The sequence below is a fragment of the Paeniglutamicibacter kerguelensis genome, from assembly GCF_017876535.1.
GTDB lineage: Bacteria > Actinomycetota > Actinomycetes > Actinomycetales > Micrococcaceae > Paeniglutamicibacter > Paeniglutamicibacter kerguelensis.
On the sequence record NZ_JAGIOF010000001.1, the window covers coordinates 1266661 to 1283016 of the forward strand.

Genomic DNA, 16356 nt, shown 5'->3' on the forward strand with positions numbered 1-16356 from the left:
ATGCGGTTCCTTGGATAGAGGCTAAAGGACCAGATTTTCGGCGGGTTTCCCGTGGTTTCTCCCCGAGCGTGCCTGGACCGAGGTTCACGGGTACGGGCCCCGACTGGCCGGGGTCCTGCAATGCCGGCACGCAGGAAAACTGCGACGAAGGAAGTCGCCGACCCGGTGCCCTGCCCTGTGGAAACCGGGGGCGCAAACGCCCTTGTGGCAGGCTGCCGTTTCCCCTACGCAAGTTGCCCCGTTCCCTCGGGCGCATGGCCGGATCCGATGACCCATTCGAAGGCCGCGGCCCTGGACCGGGCTCCCTGGGCTGCCTTGGAACGGTTGGGTTCACCGAGTTCCGCCAGCAGCGCTTCGGACAGGTGCACCAGGCTGGCAAAGGTGTCCGGGGTGAGCCACCCGGGCCGGGTGGCAAAGAGGATGTCCTCGGAGGAGGTGTTTCCGCTGGCTCCCGGTGCAAACGGGCAGCCGCCTAGTCCACCCAGTGCACCGTCCACCAAGGTGGCTCCGGCGCCAATGGCGGCAAGCGTGTTTGCCACCCCGAGGCCCCAGGTGTCATGTCCGTGGTAGACGATCCGCCGCGCAGGGGACTCGGCGCGGACCCTGCCGACCAGGCTGGCCACCTGCGCCGGAACAGCCTGGCCGAGGGTGTCGCAGATGACGATGTCGCACGTGCCCTCGGCCCGCGGATCATTCGCGATGGACAGCACACGCTGCTCGGGCACCTGCCCTTCGAAGGGGCAGGTGAAGGAGGTGGCAATGCACAGCTGGATCCGTCCGTCGACCTTCCGGGCCTCCTCCACCGCTTGGGGCAGCGCCTCGAGGCTGGCATCCGTGCTGCGGCCGATGTTCGCCTGGTTGTGCGAGTCGGACGCCGACAGGCAGTACTGGAAATTCCGCGCACCCGCCGCCGCGGCCTTGGCCACGTGGCCGGGAGTCGCCACCCAGATCCAGCACCTTTCCAGTTCTTCCGCCGTCAGGGCCCGGACAACCTCAAGGGTGTTGGCCATGGTCGGCACAAGGTCGGCGCGGGCCATCGAGCCGAGCTCGATGGACGGCACGCCCAGGCGCAGCAGCTCCCTGACCGTCTCCACCTTCCGCTCGGTGGAGAGCACCTTGCCGGTCAGCTGCAGCCCGTCCCGCAGGGTCACGTCGCGCAGTTCCGCGAGGGGTTCAAGGGTGTAGCTCATGCCTGCGGTCCTTCCCCCCGGCCGGTGGCGGCATTGATCCGGTCCGCATCCATGCCCAACAGCCCGCCCAGGACTTCCTCCGTGTTCTCGCCCAGATCCGGGCCGAGGTTGCGAACGGGCAGCGACTGCCCGCCGATCACCGGGACGATGCCAGGGAAGCCGATGCCGGTGAGCATCTCCTCGCCGGTGGAGACATCGAATTTCTGGATCATGTTCCGTGCCGCGTACTGGTCGTCGGCGACGATGTCCGCCGCCGTGTAGATCGGCCCGGCCGGAACCCCGGCGGCGGCCAACGCCTCAAGCGCCCCGGCCGCGCTGCGCTGCCCGGCCCATTGGCCGATTGCCGCGTCCAGTTCCTCGCGCCGGTCCCAGCGGCCGGCGTTGGTCTGCAGCCCCGGGTCGGCGCCCAGCTCCGGCCGGCCGATGGTCTCCATGTAGCGCTGGTAGATGGAGTCCCCGTTGCCGGCCACCACGATGCTGGCTCCGTCGCCGCACACGTAGGCATTCGAAGGTGCGATGCCCTCCATCCGCCCGCCGGTGCGTTCGCGGTGCACGCCGTAGGCCTCGTAGTCCGGAACCAGTGATTCCATCATCGAAAACACCGCCTCGTTCAACGCCACATCGATGATCCGCTCCTGCAGCCCAATCGTCGAATCCGCCGTCCGCCGCCGGGCTTCGCGCTGGAAAAGTCCCATCATCGAACCGAAGGCCGCGTACAGGCCCGCAATCGAATCGCCGATCGAGACGCCCACCCGCACCGGGGCACGGTCCGGGTCCCCGACCAGGTTGCGCAGGCCGCCGTAGGCCTCCGCCACCGCGGCGAACCCGGGTCGCCCGGACATCGGTCCGGTCTGCCCGAAACCGGAGATCCTGGTGATGACCAGCTCCGGGTTCACCGCGTTGAGCACCTCCGGACCCAGGCCCCATTTCTCCAGCGTGCCGGGACGGAAGTTCTCCAGGAGGATGTCCGACTTCGCCGCCAGCTCCAGCACCGCCTGCCGGCCCGCCTCAGCGCGCAGGTCCAGCACCACCGACTTCTTGTTGCGGTTGATGGTCCGGTACAGCATGGAGGTATTGCCCTTGTGCAGGCGCCAATTCCGCAGCTCGTCGCCCGTGCCCGGCCGCTCCACCTTGATCACCTCGGCCCCGAAGTCCGCCAGCAGCCGCCCGGCCGTGGGTGCGGCAATGTAGTTGCCCAGTTCAAGGACGCGCACGCCTTCCAGCGGGGCGATGGGTGTCTGTGTCATGTCTCTTTCCTCAAGATTTCGGTAGGTCTCGGGCGGGCGGTTGGCGTGGCGGACTCAGCGACGTAATCAGTGCGCATGGCAAGGGAAACGGAAACCATCGGGGACAAGAGAACTGGCTGATTCTTCGGTTCTTTGTCCCGATCAGGATAAGGCTACCGGCGCCTGGCCTGGTCGTGGACACGAAGTTGGGTCAATGCCAGCCGCGTCAGGGGGACGTCCACGCCGAACCTCTCAGCGACGGCTGCATACTGGCCGAGCAGGTGTTCCCCTTCATGGGCGGAGCCTGCCAATACGTCCCGGTAGAGCGAAGAGGTGAAAACCGAGCCCTCCTCGGTGAACATTTCCAGGCTCGCGGCGTGAGCGGCCGGCGTGGCCGCGTATCCGGCCGCTTCGGCCACCCGTTCGGTTTCCTCGACGACGTCCAGCACGAACTCCGTCCCGCCCGGGGCGGCAATGATGTCGCCGATCGTGCCACGCATCAGGCAGGTGATGATTCCGCCTGCGGCGATGAACGACCACTTGTGCCACATGGAGGCCAGGATGTCCTCGGCGATGGACATGCGGAAGCCCGGCGCCGCCATTTCGAGGCCGATGCGCGCCAGTCGTTCCGTCGGCTTGCCGTCCTGCGCGCCGAACGTCATGGATGCGTGCGGTTTCATCTGGAATACCGAACCGTCCGGGGTCACCGTGCACACCACGCGGACGATTCCTCCCAGGACGGCGTCCCGGCCGTACCGTTCGTTGAGTGTTTCCAGATGGGCCAGGCCGTTGAGAAGCGGCAGGATGGTTGTGCCCGGCCCGACGGCCGGTGCCATGTCCCGCAACGCCGATTCCAGGGACCATGCCTTGACCATCAGGAGGACCAGATCGTACGTGCCGTCGAGTTGCCTGGCGGTCACGGTGCGAACGGGCACCGTCTCGTCGTATCCGGGCCCATAGACCCGGAGCCCGTGGCGCAGCTGGTCGAACCGTTGCTGATGGACCAGGAAAGTTACGTCGCGGCCGGCCTGGGCCAGGCGTGTCCCGAAGTACCCTCCCGTCGCCCCGGCTCCGACTATCAGTGTTTTCATCGTCCATCCACCTCACGATTTCGGCTGGATCTTCCCAGCAGTCTCTGCAACTTCGGCTGTCCGCGGGCTCCCACCGGGTTCCTGCAGCGCCGGGCCGCACCGTGGAAGCAGGCACGGCCCCTTGGATTCGGGGGACGGTCGTCCGTCATGGCGTTCCGTCCCGGCGTTGGAGTGGTGCTTTCAAATTGATGGTCCCCGGCGTCGGCGGTTCGGTCGCCGACGAATCCCTCGGCCGCCTTTTTCGCGGCGTGCGTACCCGGTTGCGGATCCATTCGCTGGCGTCGGAGATGATGCCCTCAAGCGGGCCCTTGCCGATGGCGCTGCGCCACACCATGGCGAACAACATGAACGAGATGATCTGGACCCACAGGGACACCACCGGCCGCTCCTCGTCCAGTACTTCGAGCATGATAACGATGCAGTGGGCCGAATAAAGTGTCAGCGTCATCGTCCCGACCGCCGCAAAGGGGGAGAATACCTTGCTGCCGGAGCGGGTCAGGAGCAGGATGACGCCTATGGCGGCCACGGCCGCGCCAAGATTGTGCAGGATGTTCAGCGGCGTATCGGAGTAGGGCGAAACGACCGCCATCCACCACCACGTTGTATTCGGTATGAATATGGATTCCGGGCCGTATGCCAGCTGCTCTGCGATTTCTTCCGTGCTCAGTGACGGCGTCGCCTCGATCAGGCGCTGCATGCCCCCGGCGGGGCCCAGAAGGATCTTCGACAGCGCCCAAGTGGAGATGGCCAGCCCCGCGCCCCAACCAACTAACTTGAGCGCGACTTTCCTCGACGTCAGCACCTGGCGCCCGATGACCATGCCCACGCAGAGGTAGGCCATCCACAGAATCGCCGGATAGAAACCGGTCACGAGCATGTCGATGATGAACAGCACCGGTTGCCGCGCCGCGGTGACCAGTGTGTAGTCGGCCTCCGGATCGGGCTGTTGTTCAGGAATGTTCCCGTTGAGCAGGTGGCGGAGGACGGGTCCGAGAATGGCAAAGATCGGTGCCGCGATCAGCAGGAACCGTGAGGAATGGCCGTAGAACGGAACTGCCAGAATGAACAGGATGCCGAAGTAGGGAATGATCGTTTCGATCGGCGTTTCCAGGTGGCCCAGCAGAAGGCCAATCAACAGGATGAGCAGGCCCCGGACAACCAGGGCTGCCCTGTCGGCGGCCAGGGTGCGGCCGTGGAGCTGGCCGCGGGATCTTTTCTCCACGAAGGCAATGGATACCCCGGCGAGCACTGCGAACAAGGCGGAGGCCCTCCCAGCGAAAACTGCAAAGGGCCAGCTCATGGCTCCGTCTACATGCTCCTCGGGGAAGACATGGACGGCAACCATGCCAATCAATGCCACTGCGCGGGCAACATCCACTCCCATGGCTCGTCGTGTTGGGGAAGGCGCCACGGGCGTCTCCACAGTGGGGGTTGCGGTGGTTTCAGTGGCGGATTCCGGATTCTGCCTTGCAACGCTCATCACGGACCTCATGGTTCATCTCAGGTGCTATCTGGTCACCCCCGATAGCAGCATCGTTGCCATCAATCCGTCGCCGAGTAGTTGTCGCCGCCTCACGGAGGGGTCTGCGTGCTCGTGGCAGGCGGTTGCCGGTTAGATCGGGCGAATCCGTGCCCAGGATGACGGGACGATGCTGTGGGAATTTCGCTGCGTCCGGAAATGGGGGGATGTTTTTGCCGATTCCGGACGCTCTGGCTCTGAGTGTCCTGTCTGCCCTTCCGCCGTCGAACCATCTTCTTACTTTCCCAAGCGACGCTCCAGCCGCCCCGTGCTTCTTCACCCGGTACGCTCCGCCGTGCCCCCACAGCCTTCTTACATGGTAGGCGGAACCTAGGGGGCGGAGTACCCCAAGCTGGCGCGAGGCCATGATTTTCTCCACTTTGTCCGGCGGTGGTTCGCGGTTCGGCGCAAGATCCATCCTGCACACAACGACGCGTCTTGGCTCCGGTCTGCACGGTTGGATTTCGGAGGGGCGGGCGGCCTTCCGGCTTCTGCCCGCTGATCTTGCTGACCGTGCGAACCGTGCCGGGAAGCTCGCAATCGCAAGCAATTCCAGGAGTCAACCCTTGTCCAAGAAAATGTTAGAGACTAACATTCGTGGCATGGGAAAAGCCGCTGCCACGAAAGCCCTCCTGCAGGAGCGGGCCTTGGCATTGTTCGTTCGACAGGGCTTCGACGAGACGACCGTCGCGCAAATCACCGAGGCTGCCGGGGTTTCACAGATGACCTTCTACCGACACTTTCCGACGAAGGATGCGGTGGTCTTCGACGACCCCTACGATCCAGTGATCGCTGAAATCGTAGCCGCTCAGGAACCCGGCCTGCCCGCGCTGGAACGCGTCCGGCTGGGCTTGCTGGCTGCATGGGGTGCTGTGCCAGAACCCGGCGACAACGCGACCAAGGAAAAGATCGGGCTGATAGCCGGCCATCCCCGGCTTGCGGCAGGCATCTGGGAGAACAACCGCAGGACCGAGGATCTGATTGTCGAGGCCCTCACTGGAACCGGGACGGGCCGGTTTGAGGCGCGGGTAGCCGCTGGCGCGTGCCTGGGCGGTTTGACGGCCGCACTGCTGGATTGGGCATCGGAACCGGACGGGCAGGAACTGGGAGAGCGCATGTGTGCGGCCCTGGCCGTGATGGGCGCATCGGACCGGGCCCTGAGAGGCGACCGATGACAACGCGGGCAGGCATCAAGGCCGAACGGATTTCAAAGGCACTGGACGGGCTGCCCGTCCTCGACGACGTTTCCCTGGACGTGGAGCCTTCGCAGGTCCATGCGCTGATCGGGCTGAACGGTGCCGGGAAAACGACCTTGATGCGGATCCTGCTCGGCATGCTCAAGCCCGACCGGGGATCGGTCATGCTGGCTGGGTCCCCGGTGTCCGGGGCGGGTGCGCTTCCCTGGTCCCGGGTTGGCCAGATGCTGGAAACGCCCTTCGCCTACCCGGAGCTCAGCGCCAGGGAAAACGTCTATTCCTCCGCGCGGCTGCACGGCATGGACAGGAAAACCGCCGACGTGTCCACCGGGCACGCGCTGGCCGCCCTGGGTCTGGACCAATATGCCGCCAAGCGGACCGGGACGCTTTCCCTGGGAAACCGGCAGCGGGTGGGCCTGGCCGCGGCCCTGGTGCATGCCCCGAACGTGATCGTCCTGGACGAACCGACCAACTCGCTGGATCCCCGGGGCGTCCTTGTGCTGCGCCGGTTGCTCCGGGATGCCTGCCGTGATCGCCGTGCCGCCGTCCTTGTCTCCAGCCACCACCTGGACGAGGTTGCCCGCATGGCCGACAGGATCAGCGTGCTTCACCGCGGAAGGATCATCGGAACGCTGCTGCCCGGGACGGCGGACCTCGAGCGTCGCTTCTTCGACCTGGTGCTGGAATCCGACGTGCAGGGGCAGGAGCAATGATGGAAGCCTCCGAGCCGGTGCTGGCATTCGAGGCGCTGAAGTTCCGCCGTGCGCCCGTGGTGCGGACGGTTTCGATCCTGATCGGTGCGGGACTGCCCGTGCTTGCTGCGGCATTCATGGTCGCCGCCACCTCCGGCGGCGCCGGCCAGCTCCAACTCAAGGCGGCTGCCATGCTGACGGGCGCGGGATGGAGCGGGTATTTGGCCATGGTGGGCATGATCTTGTCCGTGGGGGCGCTGTTGGGCATTGGATTCGTGGTGTGTTGGTGTTTCGGGCGCGAATTCACCGAAAAGAGGGAGGCGAGCCTGTTCGGCCTGCCCGTCGGCCGCCGCCGGATCGCCTACGCGAAGTTCGCGGTGATCCTGCTGTGGTCGCTGGCCCTTTGCCTGGCGTGCATGGCGGTTTCCTTGCTGGCCGGACTAGTCATCGGCCTGGGCCTACCCGGCCCGGAGGCCCTGGGTGCGGCCGCCAAGGCGTGGTTCGTTGGCGTTCTCGCGGCGCTGCTGGCCTGCCCATTCGCCGTCATGGCGAGCATGGCGCGCGGATACCTTCCGGGCGTCGGGGGACTGGTGTTGCTGATTGTCATCACCCAGGTGGTGACGGCCTTCGGCGGCGGGGCGTGGTTCCCCTACGCGGCGCCGACACCGTCGGCCCGCTGCAGCTTTTCCTCTGCGTCCCGGTCTCCCTGGCCGGCATCGTCGCAACCGGCCAATGGTGGAAGGGCATGGAGGTCATCGCCGGTTGAGATGCCCCGGCACGGTGCAGGTTGCACGTTGGATGCGAAGGATTCAAGCCCCTGTTCGTCGACGCCCGCCGAACACTCGTCGGGAACGGGATTGCTGTGTCTGAGGCCAACGACATTTGCGGCGGAGCCAGATGCGCATGCTTCAGCGATCCGGACGGAAAATCCTGGGCCCTGCGGCGGAGCTCCGGACAGTTCCAGCCGCGCCGCCTTCCATGGAAAGCCGCGGCGGCACACCGGCCGGAAGCCGTGATCCAAGACCTTGTTCGCGTGCCGAGCGGCCCGTGGTGTGATGAATAGTGGGCCTGTGGACCGCCGGCCCCGTAGGGAGGACCCGACAGGCCGACCGTGATCGGATACCACGACGACAAGGACAAGGATCATTGGCTTGCCGCACCGAAAGGCGAAGAGGTTTTCGGACCCCTTGGCATCACCAACATCCGGACGTTCGTGGACCCCGGGAATCCGAAGAAGGCCGCGGTGGTGATGGACATCCCCGACCTGGACGCCCTCATGGAGGCCATGAAATCGGAGGAGATGGCCGCGGCAATCGCCCACGACGGCGTCCTGGTGAGAACCAGGCGATTCTCGTCGAGGCATAGGCCCTAGTCCTGGCTTTCCCCGGTTTTCGCACGCGAGTCGTTCCGTTCCTTGGCGTCGAGCCGCAGGATGTGTCCGCGATCGATGTCCGACTTTTCCTTGGCCAGTGCCTTGTCACTTGCCGTCGTTTCCCGCGGAGGCAGCTGCAGCGACTGTTCGGCCTCGATGCCTTCCTGCAGTTCCCGGGCCCGTTCGGTTTCGGCGTCAAGAACTGCGCCGAAAAGCAGCGACAGGTTGGCAATCCAGAGCCACAGCAACAGGACGATTCCCCCGCCGATGGTGCCGTAGGTCTTGTTGTACTGGCCGAAGTTCGAGACGTAGAAAAAGAATCCGAGGGTCGCCACGGCGAGGATTGCCAGCGCGGCGAACGAGCCGGGGCTCAGCCAGCGGAATTTCGCATGGCTGACATTCGGGGTTCCGTAGTACAAGGCCGCTACCAACGCGATGGCGCACAAGGCCAGCACCGGCCACTTGGCAATGTTCCACACCCACAGCGATTCTTCACCCAGTCCGGCCACGTCCCCGATGGCCCTGGCCAGCGGGCCGGAGACGACCAGCATCACTGCCATGACCGCGGTCGTCAGCAATAGGCACAGGGTGAGAAAAAGCATCAGCGGCTTGAGCTTGTAGAACGGGCGGCCCTCGCTGACCCCGTAGATCCTGTTGACGCAGCGGCCAAAGGCTCCCACATAGCCGGAGGCACTCCACAGGGAACCTGCCAGGCCAGCAATCAAGGCGAATCCCGCCGACGGGGTCCTTGAGAGCTGTTCTATCGGTTGCCGCAGGGTTTGCGCCACCTCGCTACTTGCCACGCCTTCTATCACCTGCAGCAGCGTTTGCGTCGTGGCCTCCGCCTGCCCGACTACGCCAAGCAGGGAGACGAGGGCAAGCATTGCCGGGAAGAGCGAGAGTATCCCGAAGTAGGCAAGGGTTGCGCCGAGGTCGGTGCATTTGAGGCGGGAAAATTCCCGCACCGAACGTCCCGCCGCATACTTCCAGGACGCCGCATTCAGGTTTGCCGGCGATTCCGGTTTTCGCTTGTTTCCGGATTCCGGTGCCGCACCGTTCTCCGCGGGCGGCTCCGCCGCGAAGCCGCTCCCGTTCATTGATTTGTCTCGAGCAGACATTCGGCACCTCGATGATCGTTGGTTCACGATTCCCGTCCCCAAGCTCGCCCGCAGTCAAGCATGGCCCGGTTTTCGACGCAAGGACGCACAGTGGCGGTGCCGCTGGCAATCGTCCTGTTGGGCATGGTGGGCGTGACCAGTGACGAGACGGCCCTGTGGGCGGCGCTCTGGGTTGACGGGGCGCTGCTGGGAAAAGTCATTCTGCAGCTCATCGCCGGGAGGGGAGCCATGCATGGACCGAATGTTTTGGTTGGCTGACTTGCCGGGCACCGTTGTCAGCGCGAAGCCGAAGGCCTAGCATGTGCCTTGAGCCCCACTTCGGGGAACAGCTCCGGGACCTTCCCACGACAAGCGTCGTGCGCACCGTAGGATCCGCATGTCCTGGACATCACGGGACAGGAAAGACCATGACCAAGTATCTGTTCGAAGCGAACTACGTGGGCGAAGGCATCAAGGGCCTCATGCGCGATGGCGGCACCAAGCGTCGCGATGCTGTCGACGAGGCCCTCAAGTCCGTGGGGGGCTCGCTCGAAAGCTTCTACTACGCATTCGGGGAGACCGACGTCCTAGGGATCTTTGACATCCCGGATCAGGCCGACGCCGTGGCACTGTCCCTCATGATCAATTCGACGGGCGCCGTGAACCTGCGTTTGAAGCCGCTTATGAGTCCCCAAGATATCGACGACGCAGCCCAGAAGACACCGTCATACCGGGCCCCCGGGCAATAGAGCAACAGCCGTCCGGAGGCTCAGCGACATTTCCCTTCCCGGAGACGGGGTGCGGGTGCTGTCGGTGACGTCGCAGTTGGGATTCGACCTGCCCCAGATGCGCCGAGGACTGTGGCGCCACGGGGCCACCAGCGTGAAGGGCTTCGCTGGGGCATTTCCGAAACCAGCTCCGTCGAGTTGCTTCTGCACGTCATTGACGCCGAATCCTCGCCGGGGCTGAGCGCTCCCGCGAGGATTCGGCGGATTTCCAGTACGCGTTGCGCGATTCCATGTGGGCGTTTGGAAGGGTGCGGCCCGGCGGGGTGTGTCTGCTAGGCGGCGGAAACTTTGTAGTTCGATCTCAACGGGCTCCGCGAGGGGGCCTCTGGTTCATTGGCTGCTCGGCCCTTGCTGGGATGCGACCGGGCCGGTGGAAACCTTCGGCCCGCCCACGTGGTCCGGGATCTGGGCCTCGTTCCTCGAGTACTCGCGCACCGACGTGGAGATCCGCAAGGTCGACGAGGGGCGCCCGGATTTCGCCTCGATGGTCACCGCCACCGACGTGGTGGACCCGGGGGTTGTCTTCGAGGACGACAGGGTGAAGATCACCGCCGCGTGAGTGAACCACCCGCCGATCCAGGCACTTGCCTACCGCATCGACACCGAGGACCGCTCCTACGTGATCTCCGGGGACACCACGCCCTGCGACTTGCTCGTCGACCTGGCGCGGGGCGCCGATGTGCTGGTGCACGAGGTCATGTACATTCCCGGCATCGATCCGTTGCTCAAGCGTTCCAACGGCGCCCGGCTGCGCGACCACCTGATCAATTTGCACACCTCGCCCACGGACGTGGGTGCGGTGACCGAGCGGGCCGGGGTCGGCAAGCTGGTGCTTTCGCACTTCGTGGCGGGCAGCCCGGCCGTGCCGGAAGGGATCTGGCTGGCCGATGCGAGGTAGGGCTTCGCCGGGGAAATCGTCGCCGGTCGGGACCTGATGGCCGTCTGATGTTTCGTCCCTCCGTGCCCCGTCGACTTCGGTGGGGAGGGCGGAAAGCCGCGCTTCCTGCCGCGTCGAGGGGTTTGATGACGCGCCGCGACGCATGTGCAGCACCAGCCTGCCGCCGACTTTCCGTCGGATATGCCCATGTCAAATCCACTTCTTGCGTCGGTCGAAGTGACGGATGCGCAAGCGCTGAACCTTATTAGGACACGGTTTCGAATCGTAAATTTTACAAATAAGGCAAGGCTAAGTTTATGATGTTCCGTGCATGAACGAAAAAGCGGATACACGCTCAACGCCCACGGCCTCGTCCTGGGGTACGGGGCCAAGCAAGTGGTCCACGGAGCCAGCCTCGAGCTTCGCCCCGGACGGATCACCGCGCTGGTCGGGCCCAACGGCAGCGGCAAATCGACACTGTTGCGCGCGATGGCGCGCCTGCATGCCGTCGACTCCGGCCGCATCGAACTCGGCAGCACCGACGAATCGGCGATCGACGCGCTGGCACTCAAGCGCAGCGAGTTCGCGCGCCGGGTCACCCTGCTCTCGCAAAGCCGGCCCGTCCCGCTCGGGCTCAGCGTGCGCGAGGTCGTCGAATTCGGCCGCCACCCCTACCGCGGGCGCTTCCGCGCCGCGGACCCGGAGGGTGCCGCCATGGTCGAACGCGCCATGGACATGACCGGCGTAAGGGTGCTGGCGGAATCCGGGGTGCACGAACTCTCCGGCGGCCAGCTCCAACGCGTCTGGCTGGCCAGCGCGCTGGCCCAGGACACCTCGGTGCTGCTGCTCGACGAGCCCACCAACCACCTGGATCTGCGCTACAAGGTGGAGATCTTCGACCTGGTCCACGACCTGGCCCGCGAACACGGCGTGGCCGTGGGGCTGGTGCTGCACGACCTCGACGAGGCCGCGGGCATCGCCGACGAAATCGCGGTGCTCAGCCAGGGCGTCGTCAAGGGCCTGGGGCCCGCCTCCGAGGTGCTGGACGCCGGGTTGCTCTCCGCGGTCTACGGCATCGAAATCCGCACGCACACCGACCCGTTCACGGGTCGGGTGCAGGCCCGCGCGGTGGGCCGCCACAACCGCGGCGCGCACGCAGCCGCCGCACACTCCGACGCTGCACAACCACTCGCTTCAACCATCTAACAAGGACAGCCATGAAATCACTCCACCGCCCCCTGCTTGCCCTGATCGCCGCCGGTGCCCTCGCGCTGACCGGCTGCGGCACCACCGAGGAACCCGCCTCCGGGTCCTCCTCCGCCGCGCCTTCCGCCTCCGGCGCCCCGGTCTCCGTGATCGATGCGCGCGGCAAGACCGTGACCCTCGACGCCCCGGCCACCCGCCTGGTCGGCACCGAGTGGAACGTGCTGGAAAACATGGCCTCGCTGGGCACCATGCCGGTGGGCGCGGCCGACGTCAAGGGCTACAACGCCTGGGTGCAGGCAGCCAAGCTCGACGATTCCGTCAAGGACATCGGCACCCGCGGGGAGCCGAGCATCGACACCGTCGCCGCGCTCGACGCCGACGTCATCGTGGCCACCACCGACCTGCCCGAGGCCGCGGTGGCCCAGCTGGAGAAGCTGGCCCCCGTGGTGGTGCTCAAATCCGCCGACGCCTCCAACCAGATCGGCCAGGCCATCGCGAACCTGAACACCGTCGCCGCGCTGACCGGCACGCAGGCCAAGGCCACCGAGATCACCTCCGGCTACGAATCCGCGCTGGCCGCCGGCCGCACCGCCCTGGAAACCGCAGGCCTCAAGGGCACGCGCGTGGCCTTCGCCGACGGCTGGGTCGCCGACGGCGCGGTCTCCATCCGCCCGTTCGCCAAGGGATCGCTGATCACCGACATCAACACCGAACTCGGGCTCGTCACCCCGTGGGAACTTGAAGGCGATGAGGCCTACGGGCTGGCCTCCACCGACGTCGAGGGCATGACCAAGGTCGACGCCGAGCACTTCGTCTACATCACCAACAGCGCCGACGGCGACTTCACCGACGAACTGAAGTCCAACGCCATCTGGAACTCGCTGGCCTTCGTCAAGGCCGGCAACGTCCACCGGCTGGAGGACGGCATCTGGATGTTCGGCGGCCCGGCCTCGATGACGCAGTACGTCAACGCCATCGTCGCCTCCCTCACCAAGTAACACCCCTACGTCCCCGCCCCCGAAGAACCGCAGGAAGCAGCACTCGTGAGCCAGATCCTTACCCGGGAAAACACCAGCGCCGGCGACCCCGCGCACGCGCCGAGTCGCCGGAGGGTCTCGGCCCCCGTGCTGGCGGCCGCGCTGCTCGGATTCCTGGCGCTGCTCGCGGCCGTGCACCTGACCCAGGGCACCGCAACGCTGGGGGTGGGGCAGCTGCTCGACGTGCTCTCCGGCAACGGCGGCGAGCAGGAGGCCGCCGTGGTGGTGGCCTCCCGCGTGCCGCGCCTGCTGGCCGGCCTGCTGGTCGGCGTGGCGCTGGGCGTCGCCGGGGCCGGCCTGCAGTCGGCCAGCGGAAACATCCTGGCCTCGCCGGACACCCTGGCGGTGAACGACGGGGCGCACCTGGCGATCACCGCCGTGGCCGTGACCGGGGTTTCGCTGCCGCCGCTGCTCTCGGGGTCGGTGTCGTTCGTCGGCGGGCTGGCCGCCGCCGCCCTGGTGCTGCTGCTCTCCGGCGCCGGCGCCAACGGATCCTCCGGCCCGGTGCGGCTGGTGCTCGCCGGCTCCGCGCTGGCCCTCGGCTTGGCTTCGGTGACCAGCGCGCTCTTCCTGCTCTTCAGCCAAGAGACCACGGGCCTGCTGGCTTGGGGTAGCGGCAGCATCGTGCAGACCCGCAACGCCGAACTGGTGCAGCTGGCCCCCGTCATCGGCCTTGGCGTGGCGGCCCTGTGGGCCCTGTCCCGCAGGCTTGACCTGCTGGGACTGGGGGACGACGCCTCCCGGCTGGCCGGGGCGGACCCCCGCTTCGCCCGGCTGGCCGCGGTGTTGCTGGCCGTGCTGCTTTCGGCCGCCGCCGTGACGCTGGCCGGGCCCATCGGATTCGTGGGCCTCGCCGCCCCGGCCCTGGTCCGCTTGCTGGCCGGGGTCGTCCCCGGGCTGGCACGGCACCGGGCGCTGCTGCCGATGGCCGGCATCATGGGGGCCGTGGTGGTGATCGGCGCCGACGTGCTGCTGCGCGTGGTGCTCGGGGCCGCCGCCGGCGTGGAGGTCCCCACCGGGACCGTGACCACGGTGCTCGGCGCGATCTTCCTGGTCATCCTGGCGCTGCGGCTGAACGATTCGTCGTTGGCCGGCGGCGGGGACACGCTGGCGAAGATGCGCAGCACGCGCGTCTTCGCGGCGGTGCTTTTCACTTTGCTGCTCCTGCTTGTCGGGCTGCTGGTTGCCGGCGCCCTGCTGGGGGATGCCAAGCTGCTGCTCGGGGACGTGTCCAACTGGCTTTCCGGCCGCGCCGGGGACACCGTCTCGGCGGTGCTGGGCACCCGCATGCCGCGTGTGCTGGCCGCGCTGCTCGCCGGCGCCGCGCTGGCCCTGGCCGGCGCGCTGGTGCAGGCCGTTTCGCGCAACGCGCTGGCCGAACCCGGCCTGCTGGGCGTTTCCGGCGGCGGCGGGCTCGCCGCGATCCTGGTGCTGACCATGGTGCCCATGGCGGGTCCCTGGACCGTGACGGGTGCCGCGCTCATCGGCTCCACGCTGGTGGCGGTGCTGGTCTTCGGGCTTGCCATGCGCGGCGGGCTGCAGCAGGGCCGGCTGGTGTTGATCGGCCTCGGCGTCTCTGCCGGGCTCTCGGCGCTGATCGCGGTGCTGCTCGTCACCACCGACCCCTATTCGCAGACCAAGGCGCTGACCTGGCTCTCGGGTTCCACCTACGGGCGCTCCTTCGGCGCGGTACTGCCAGTGGCCCTGGCCTTGCTGCTGGTGTTGCCGGTGCTGATTTGGATGCGCCGTGACGTGGACGTGCTGGCCCTGGACGACGATTCCCCGCGCGTGCTCGGCATCGCGCTGGTTCCCGGGCGGCTCTGGCTGCTGGGCGCCGCGGTGCTGCTGACGGCCGGCGCCGTATCCACCGTCGGGGTCATCGCGTTCGTGGGCCTCGTCGCCCCGCATGCGGCCCGCTCGCTGGTCGGGGCACGGCACACCCGTGTTCTTCCCGTGGCGATGCTCATCGGCGCGTGCACCGTGTCGATCGCCGACACCATCGGGCGCACGCTGATAGCCCCGGCGCAGATCCCCGCTGGCATCATGACGGCGCTGGTCGGTGCCCCGTACTTCATTTACCTGCTTTGGCGCTCGCGCACCAAGGCAAACTAGCACCTCCTGCAACCACCGCCCACCGACGACAGGACACATCACATGGCCAAGACCAACATGACGGCAACGCGCGTGGCAGCGCAGACCGAGGGACTCGTGCGGGCGCAGGTGCTGCGCAGCGCCCGGTTCGGCCACAGCTTCCAGCGGGTCACCCTCGCGGGCGGCAACCTGGAGGGCTTCGTGCCGCTGGGCTACGACCAGTGGTTCCGGCTTTTCCTGCCGTCCCCGGCCGGAAGCCTGGAGCGGGTGCCGGCCAAGCTCGACACCCTCGCCTACCTCAAATACCTCGCCCTGCCCAAGGGCGTGCGCCCGATGCTGCGCAACTACACGGTCGCCGCATTCCGGCCGGGCGGGCCGGTGGGTCCGGAGCTGGACATCGACTTCGTGATCCACGCGTCCCCGGACGGTGCCATGGGGCCGGCCGCCCGGTGGGCGTTGGACGCGGCGCAGGGGGACAAGGTCGCCTTCATCGACGAGGGCCTGGGCTTCAATGCCCCGGCCGGCTTGGAGCGCGTGGTGATCCTCGCCGATGAGTCCGGGCTGCCCGCCGCCGCGGGGGTGCTGGCCTCGCTGCCGCGCACCGCCACCGGGACCGCGTTGTTGGAGATCCCGGACGAGCGGGATGCACGTGAGATCAATGCACCTTCCGGCGTCGATGTCCGTTGGCTGGTGCGCGGGGACTCCGCGGTTCCAGGCCGGTTGGGGCTCGAGGAGCTCAAGGGCGAGCCGATCGGCACCGAGGAGTTCTACGCCTGGGCCGTGGGGGAGTCGGCGATGGCCACCGGCGCCCGCCGGCACTGGGTCGCCGCCGGCGTGCCCAAGCGCAACGTCACCTTTTGCGGCTACTGGAAGGCAAGCACCGGGCACTGAGCATCGGCACCCTGAGGACGGCGCCGATCGCCGCCGCACCGCCGCCGCACCGCCGCCAGCCCGCCGGCCGCGCGCACTCGGGG

17 protein-coding genes are annotated in these 16356 nt (G+C 67.1%); 12 read left to right on the top strand and 5 right to left on the bottom strand.

Going from position 1 to position 16356, the window contains the following annotated elements:
* Nucleotides 1-224 precede the first annotated feature (224 nt).
* From JOF47_RS05670 to JOF47_RS05685, 4 genes are all read right to left on the bottom strand, one after another.
* Nucleotides 225-1190 (bottom strand): beta/alpha barrel domain-containing protein, encoded by a 966-nt coding sequence (locus JOF47_RS05670; RefSeq protein WP_209996510.1) that lies wholly within the window; start codon nucleotides 1188-1190, stop codon nucleotides 225-227.
* Nucleotides 1187-2437, bottom strand: coding sequence for a CaiB/BaiF CoA transferase family protein (locus tag JOF47_RS05675; RefSeq protein ID WP_209996512.1), 1251 nt, complete (start codon nucleotides 2435-2437; stop codon nucleotides 1187-1189). Before JOF47_RS05675 ends, JOF47_RS05670 begins: the two co-directional genes overlap by 4 nt.
* Nucleotides 2438-2589: 152 nt before the next feature.
* Nucleotides 2590-3507: a ketopantoate reductase family protein gene (locus JOF47_RS05680; protein WP_209996514.1), complete on the bottom strand. Its 918-nt coding sequence runs from the start codon at nucleotides 3505-3507 to the stop codon at nucleotides 2590-2592.
* Between the two features lie 145 nt (nucleotides 3508-3652).
* Nucleotides 3653-4987 carry a heparan-alpha-glucosaminide N-acetyltransferase domain-containing protein gene (locus tag JOF47_RS05685; protein ID WP_245356586.1) on the bottom strand — a complete coding sequence of 445 codons (1335 nt, stop codon included), beginning with the start codon at nucleotides 4985-4987 and terminating at the stop codon, nucleotides 3653-3655.
* Between the two features lie 605 nt (nucleotides 4988-5592).
* On the opposite strand from JOF47_RS05685, the gene JOF47_RS05690 reads away from it, so the two are divergent.
* From JOF47_RS05690 to JOF47_RS05705, 4 genes are all read left to right on the top strand, one after another.
* Nucleotides 5593-6201 carry a TetR/AcrR family transcriptional regulator gene (locus tag JOF47_RS05690; protein ID WP_245356271.1) on the top strand — a complete coding sequence of 203 codons (609 nt, stop codon included), beginning with the start codon at nucleotides 5593-5595 and terminating at the stop codon, nucleotides 6199-6201.
* The gene (locus JOF47_RS05695; RefSeq protein WP_209996518.1) at nucleotides 6198-6935 is read left to right on the top strand and encodes an ABC transporter ATP-binding protein; all 738 of its coding nucleotides are present in this window, start codon (nucleotides 6198-6200) and stop codon (nucleotides 6933-6935) included. The genes JOF47_RS05690 and JOF47_RS05695 overlap by 4 nt, the downstream gene beginning before the upstream one ends.
* Nucleotides 6932-7930, top strand: a complete 999-nt coding sequence (locus JOF47_RS05700) for an ABC transporter permease (protein ID WP_209996520.1) — start codon at nucleotides 6932-6934, stop codon at nucleotides 7928-7930. The genes JOF47_RS05695 and JOF47_RS05700 overlap by 4 nt, the downstream gene beginning before the upstream one ends.
* A 95-nt stretch (nucleotides 7931-8025) precedes the next feature.
* A complete protein-coding gene (locus JOF47_RS05705) occupies nucleotides 8026-8286 on the top strand; it encodes a hypothetical protein (protein ID WP_209996522.1) in 261 nt (86 codons plus the stop codon).
* Here the strand turns inward: JOF47_RS05705 and JOF47_RS05710 are convergent.
* Nucleotides 8283-9404: a YihY/virulence factor BrkB family protein gene (locus tag JOF47_RS05710; RefSeq protein ID WP_209996523.1), complete on the bottom strand. Its 1122-nt coding sequence runs from the start codon at nucleotides 9402-9404 to the stop codon at nucleotides 8283-8285. The two genes, JOF47_RS05705 and JOF47_RS05710, sit on opposite strands and share 4 nt — an antisense overlap.
* A gap of 90 nt (nucleotides 9405-9494) precedes the next feature.
* Between JOF47_RS05710 and JOF47_RS05715 the strand changes: the two genes are divergently transcribed.
* The 8 genes from JOF47_RS05715 to JOF47_RS05750 all read left to right on the top strand — a co-directional run bounded on the left by JOF47_RS05715 (nucleotide 9495) and on the right by JOF47_RS05750 (nucleotide 16273).
* Nucleotides 9495-9662, top strand: coding sequence for a hypothetical protein (locus tag JOF47_RS05715; protein ID WP_209996525.1), 168 nt, complete (start codon nucleotides 9495-9497; stop codon nucleotides 9660-9662).
* Nucleotides 9663-9811: 149 nt separating this feature from the next.
* On the top strand, nucleotides 9812-10132 hold the full coding sequence (locus tag JOF47_RS05720) for a GYD domain-containing protein (RefSeq protein WP_209996527.1): 321 nt from the start codon (nucleotides 9812-9814) through the stop codon (nucleotides 10130-10132).
* A gap of 409 nt (nucleotides 10133-10541) precedes the next feature.
* Nucleotides 10542-10730, top strand: a complete 189-nt coding sequence (locus JOF47_RS05725) for a hypothetical protein (RefSeq protein ID WP_209996529.1) — start codon at nucleotides 10542-10544, stop codon at nucleotides 10728-10730.
* The gene (locus JOF47_RS05730) at nucleotides 10731-11069 is read left to right on the top strand and encodes an MBL fold metallo-hydrolase (protein ID WP_209996531.1); all 339 of its coding nucleotides are present in this window, start codon (nucleotides 10731-10733) and stop codon (nucleotides 11067-11069) included.
* 306 nt (nucleotides 11070-11375) lie between these two features.
* Nucleotides 11376-12254 carry an ABC transporter ATP-binding protein gene (locus JOF47_RS05735; RefSeq protein ID WP_209996532.1) on the top strand — a complete coding sequence of 293 codons (879 nt, stop codon included), beginning with the start codon at nucleotides 11376-11378 and terminating at the stop codon, nucleotides 12252-12254.
* 11 nt (nucleotides 12255-12265) lie between these two features.
* Entirely contained in the window at nucleotides 12266-13252 is a 987-nt protein-coding gene (locus JOF47_RS05740) for an iron-siderophore ABC transporter substrate-binding protein (protein ID WP_209996533.1), read from the top strand.
* Between the two features lie 45 nt (nucleotides 13253-13297).
* Nucleotides 13298-15403, top strand: coding sequence for an iron ABC transporter permease (locus tag JOF47_RS05745; RefSeq protein ID WP_209996534.1), 2106 nt, complete (start codon nucleotides 13298-13300; stop codon nucleotides 15401-15403).
* Between the two features lie 42 nt (nucleotides 15404-15445).
* Nucleotides 15446-16273: a siderophore-interacting protein gene (locus JOF47_RS05750; RefSeq protein WP_245356272.1), complete on the top strand. Its 828-nt coding sequence runs from the start codon at nucleotides 15446-15448 to the stop codon at nucleotides 16271-16273.
* Nucleotides 16274-16356: the final 83 nt, after the last annotated feature.

Excerpts from the sequence above, each read along its gene's own strand:
- JOF47_RS05700 (WP_209996520.1), top strand. The coding sequence starts at position 6,932 with ATGATGGAAGCCTCCGAGCCGGTGCTGGCATTCGAGGCGCTGAAGTTC.
- JOF47_RS05680 (WP_209996514.1), bottom strand. The coding sequence starts at position 3,507 with ATGAAAACACTGATAGTCGGAGCCGGGGCGACGGGAGGGTACTTCGGG.
- JOF47_RS05720 (WP_209996527.1), top strand. The coding sequence starts at position 9,812 with ATGACCAAGTATCTGTTCGAAGCGAACTACGTGGGCGAAGGCATCAAG.
- JOF47_RS05675 (WP_209996512.1), bottom strand. The coding sequence starts at position 2,437 with ATGACACAGACACCCATCGCCCCGCTGGAAGGCGTGCGCGTCCTTGAA.
- JOF47_RS05710 (WP_209996523.1), bottom strand. The coding sequence starts at position 9,404 with ATGTCTGCTCGAGACAAATCAATGAACGGGAGCGGCTTCGCGGCGGAG.
- JOF47_RS05670 (WP_209996510.1), bottom strand. The coding sequence starts at position 1,190 with ATGAGCTACACCCTTGAACCCCTCGCGGAACTGCGCGACGTGACCCTG.
- JOF47_RS05740 (WP_209996533.1), top strand. The coding sequence starts at position 12,266 with ATGAAATCACTCCACCGCCCCCTGCTTGCCCTGATCGCCGCCGGTGCC.
- JOF47_RS05685 (WP_245356586.1), bottom strand. The coding sequence starts at position 4,987 with ATGAGCGTTGCAAGGCAGAATCCGGAATCCGCCACTGAAACCACCGCA.
- JOF47_RS05695 (WP_209996518.1), top strand. The coding sequence starts at position 6,198 with ATGACAACGCGGGCAGGCATCAAGGCCGAACGGATTTCAAAGGCACTG.
- JOF47_RS05750 (WP_245356272.1), top strand. The coding sequence starts at position 15,446 with ATGGCCAAGACCAACATGACGGCAACGCGCGTGGCAGCGCAGACCGAG.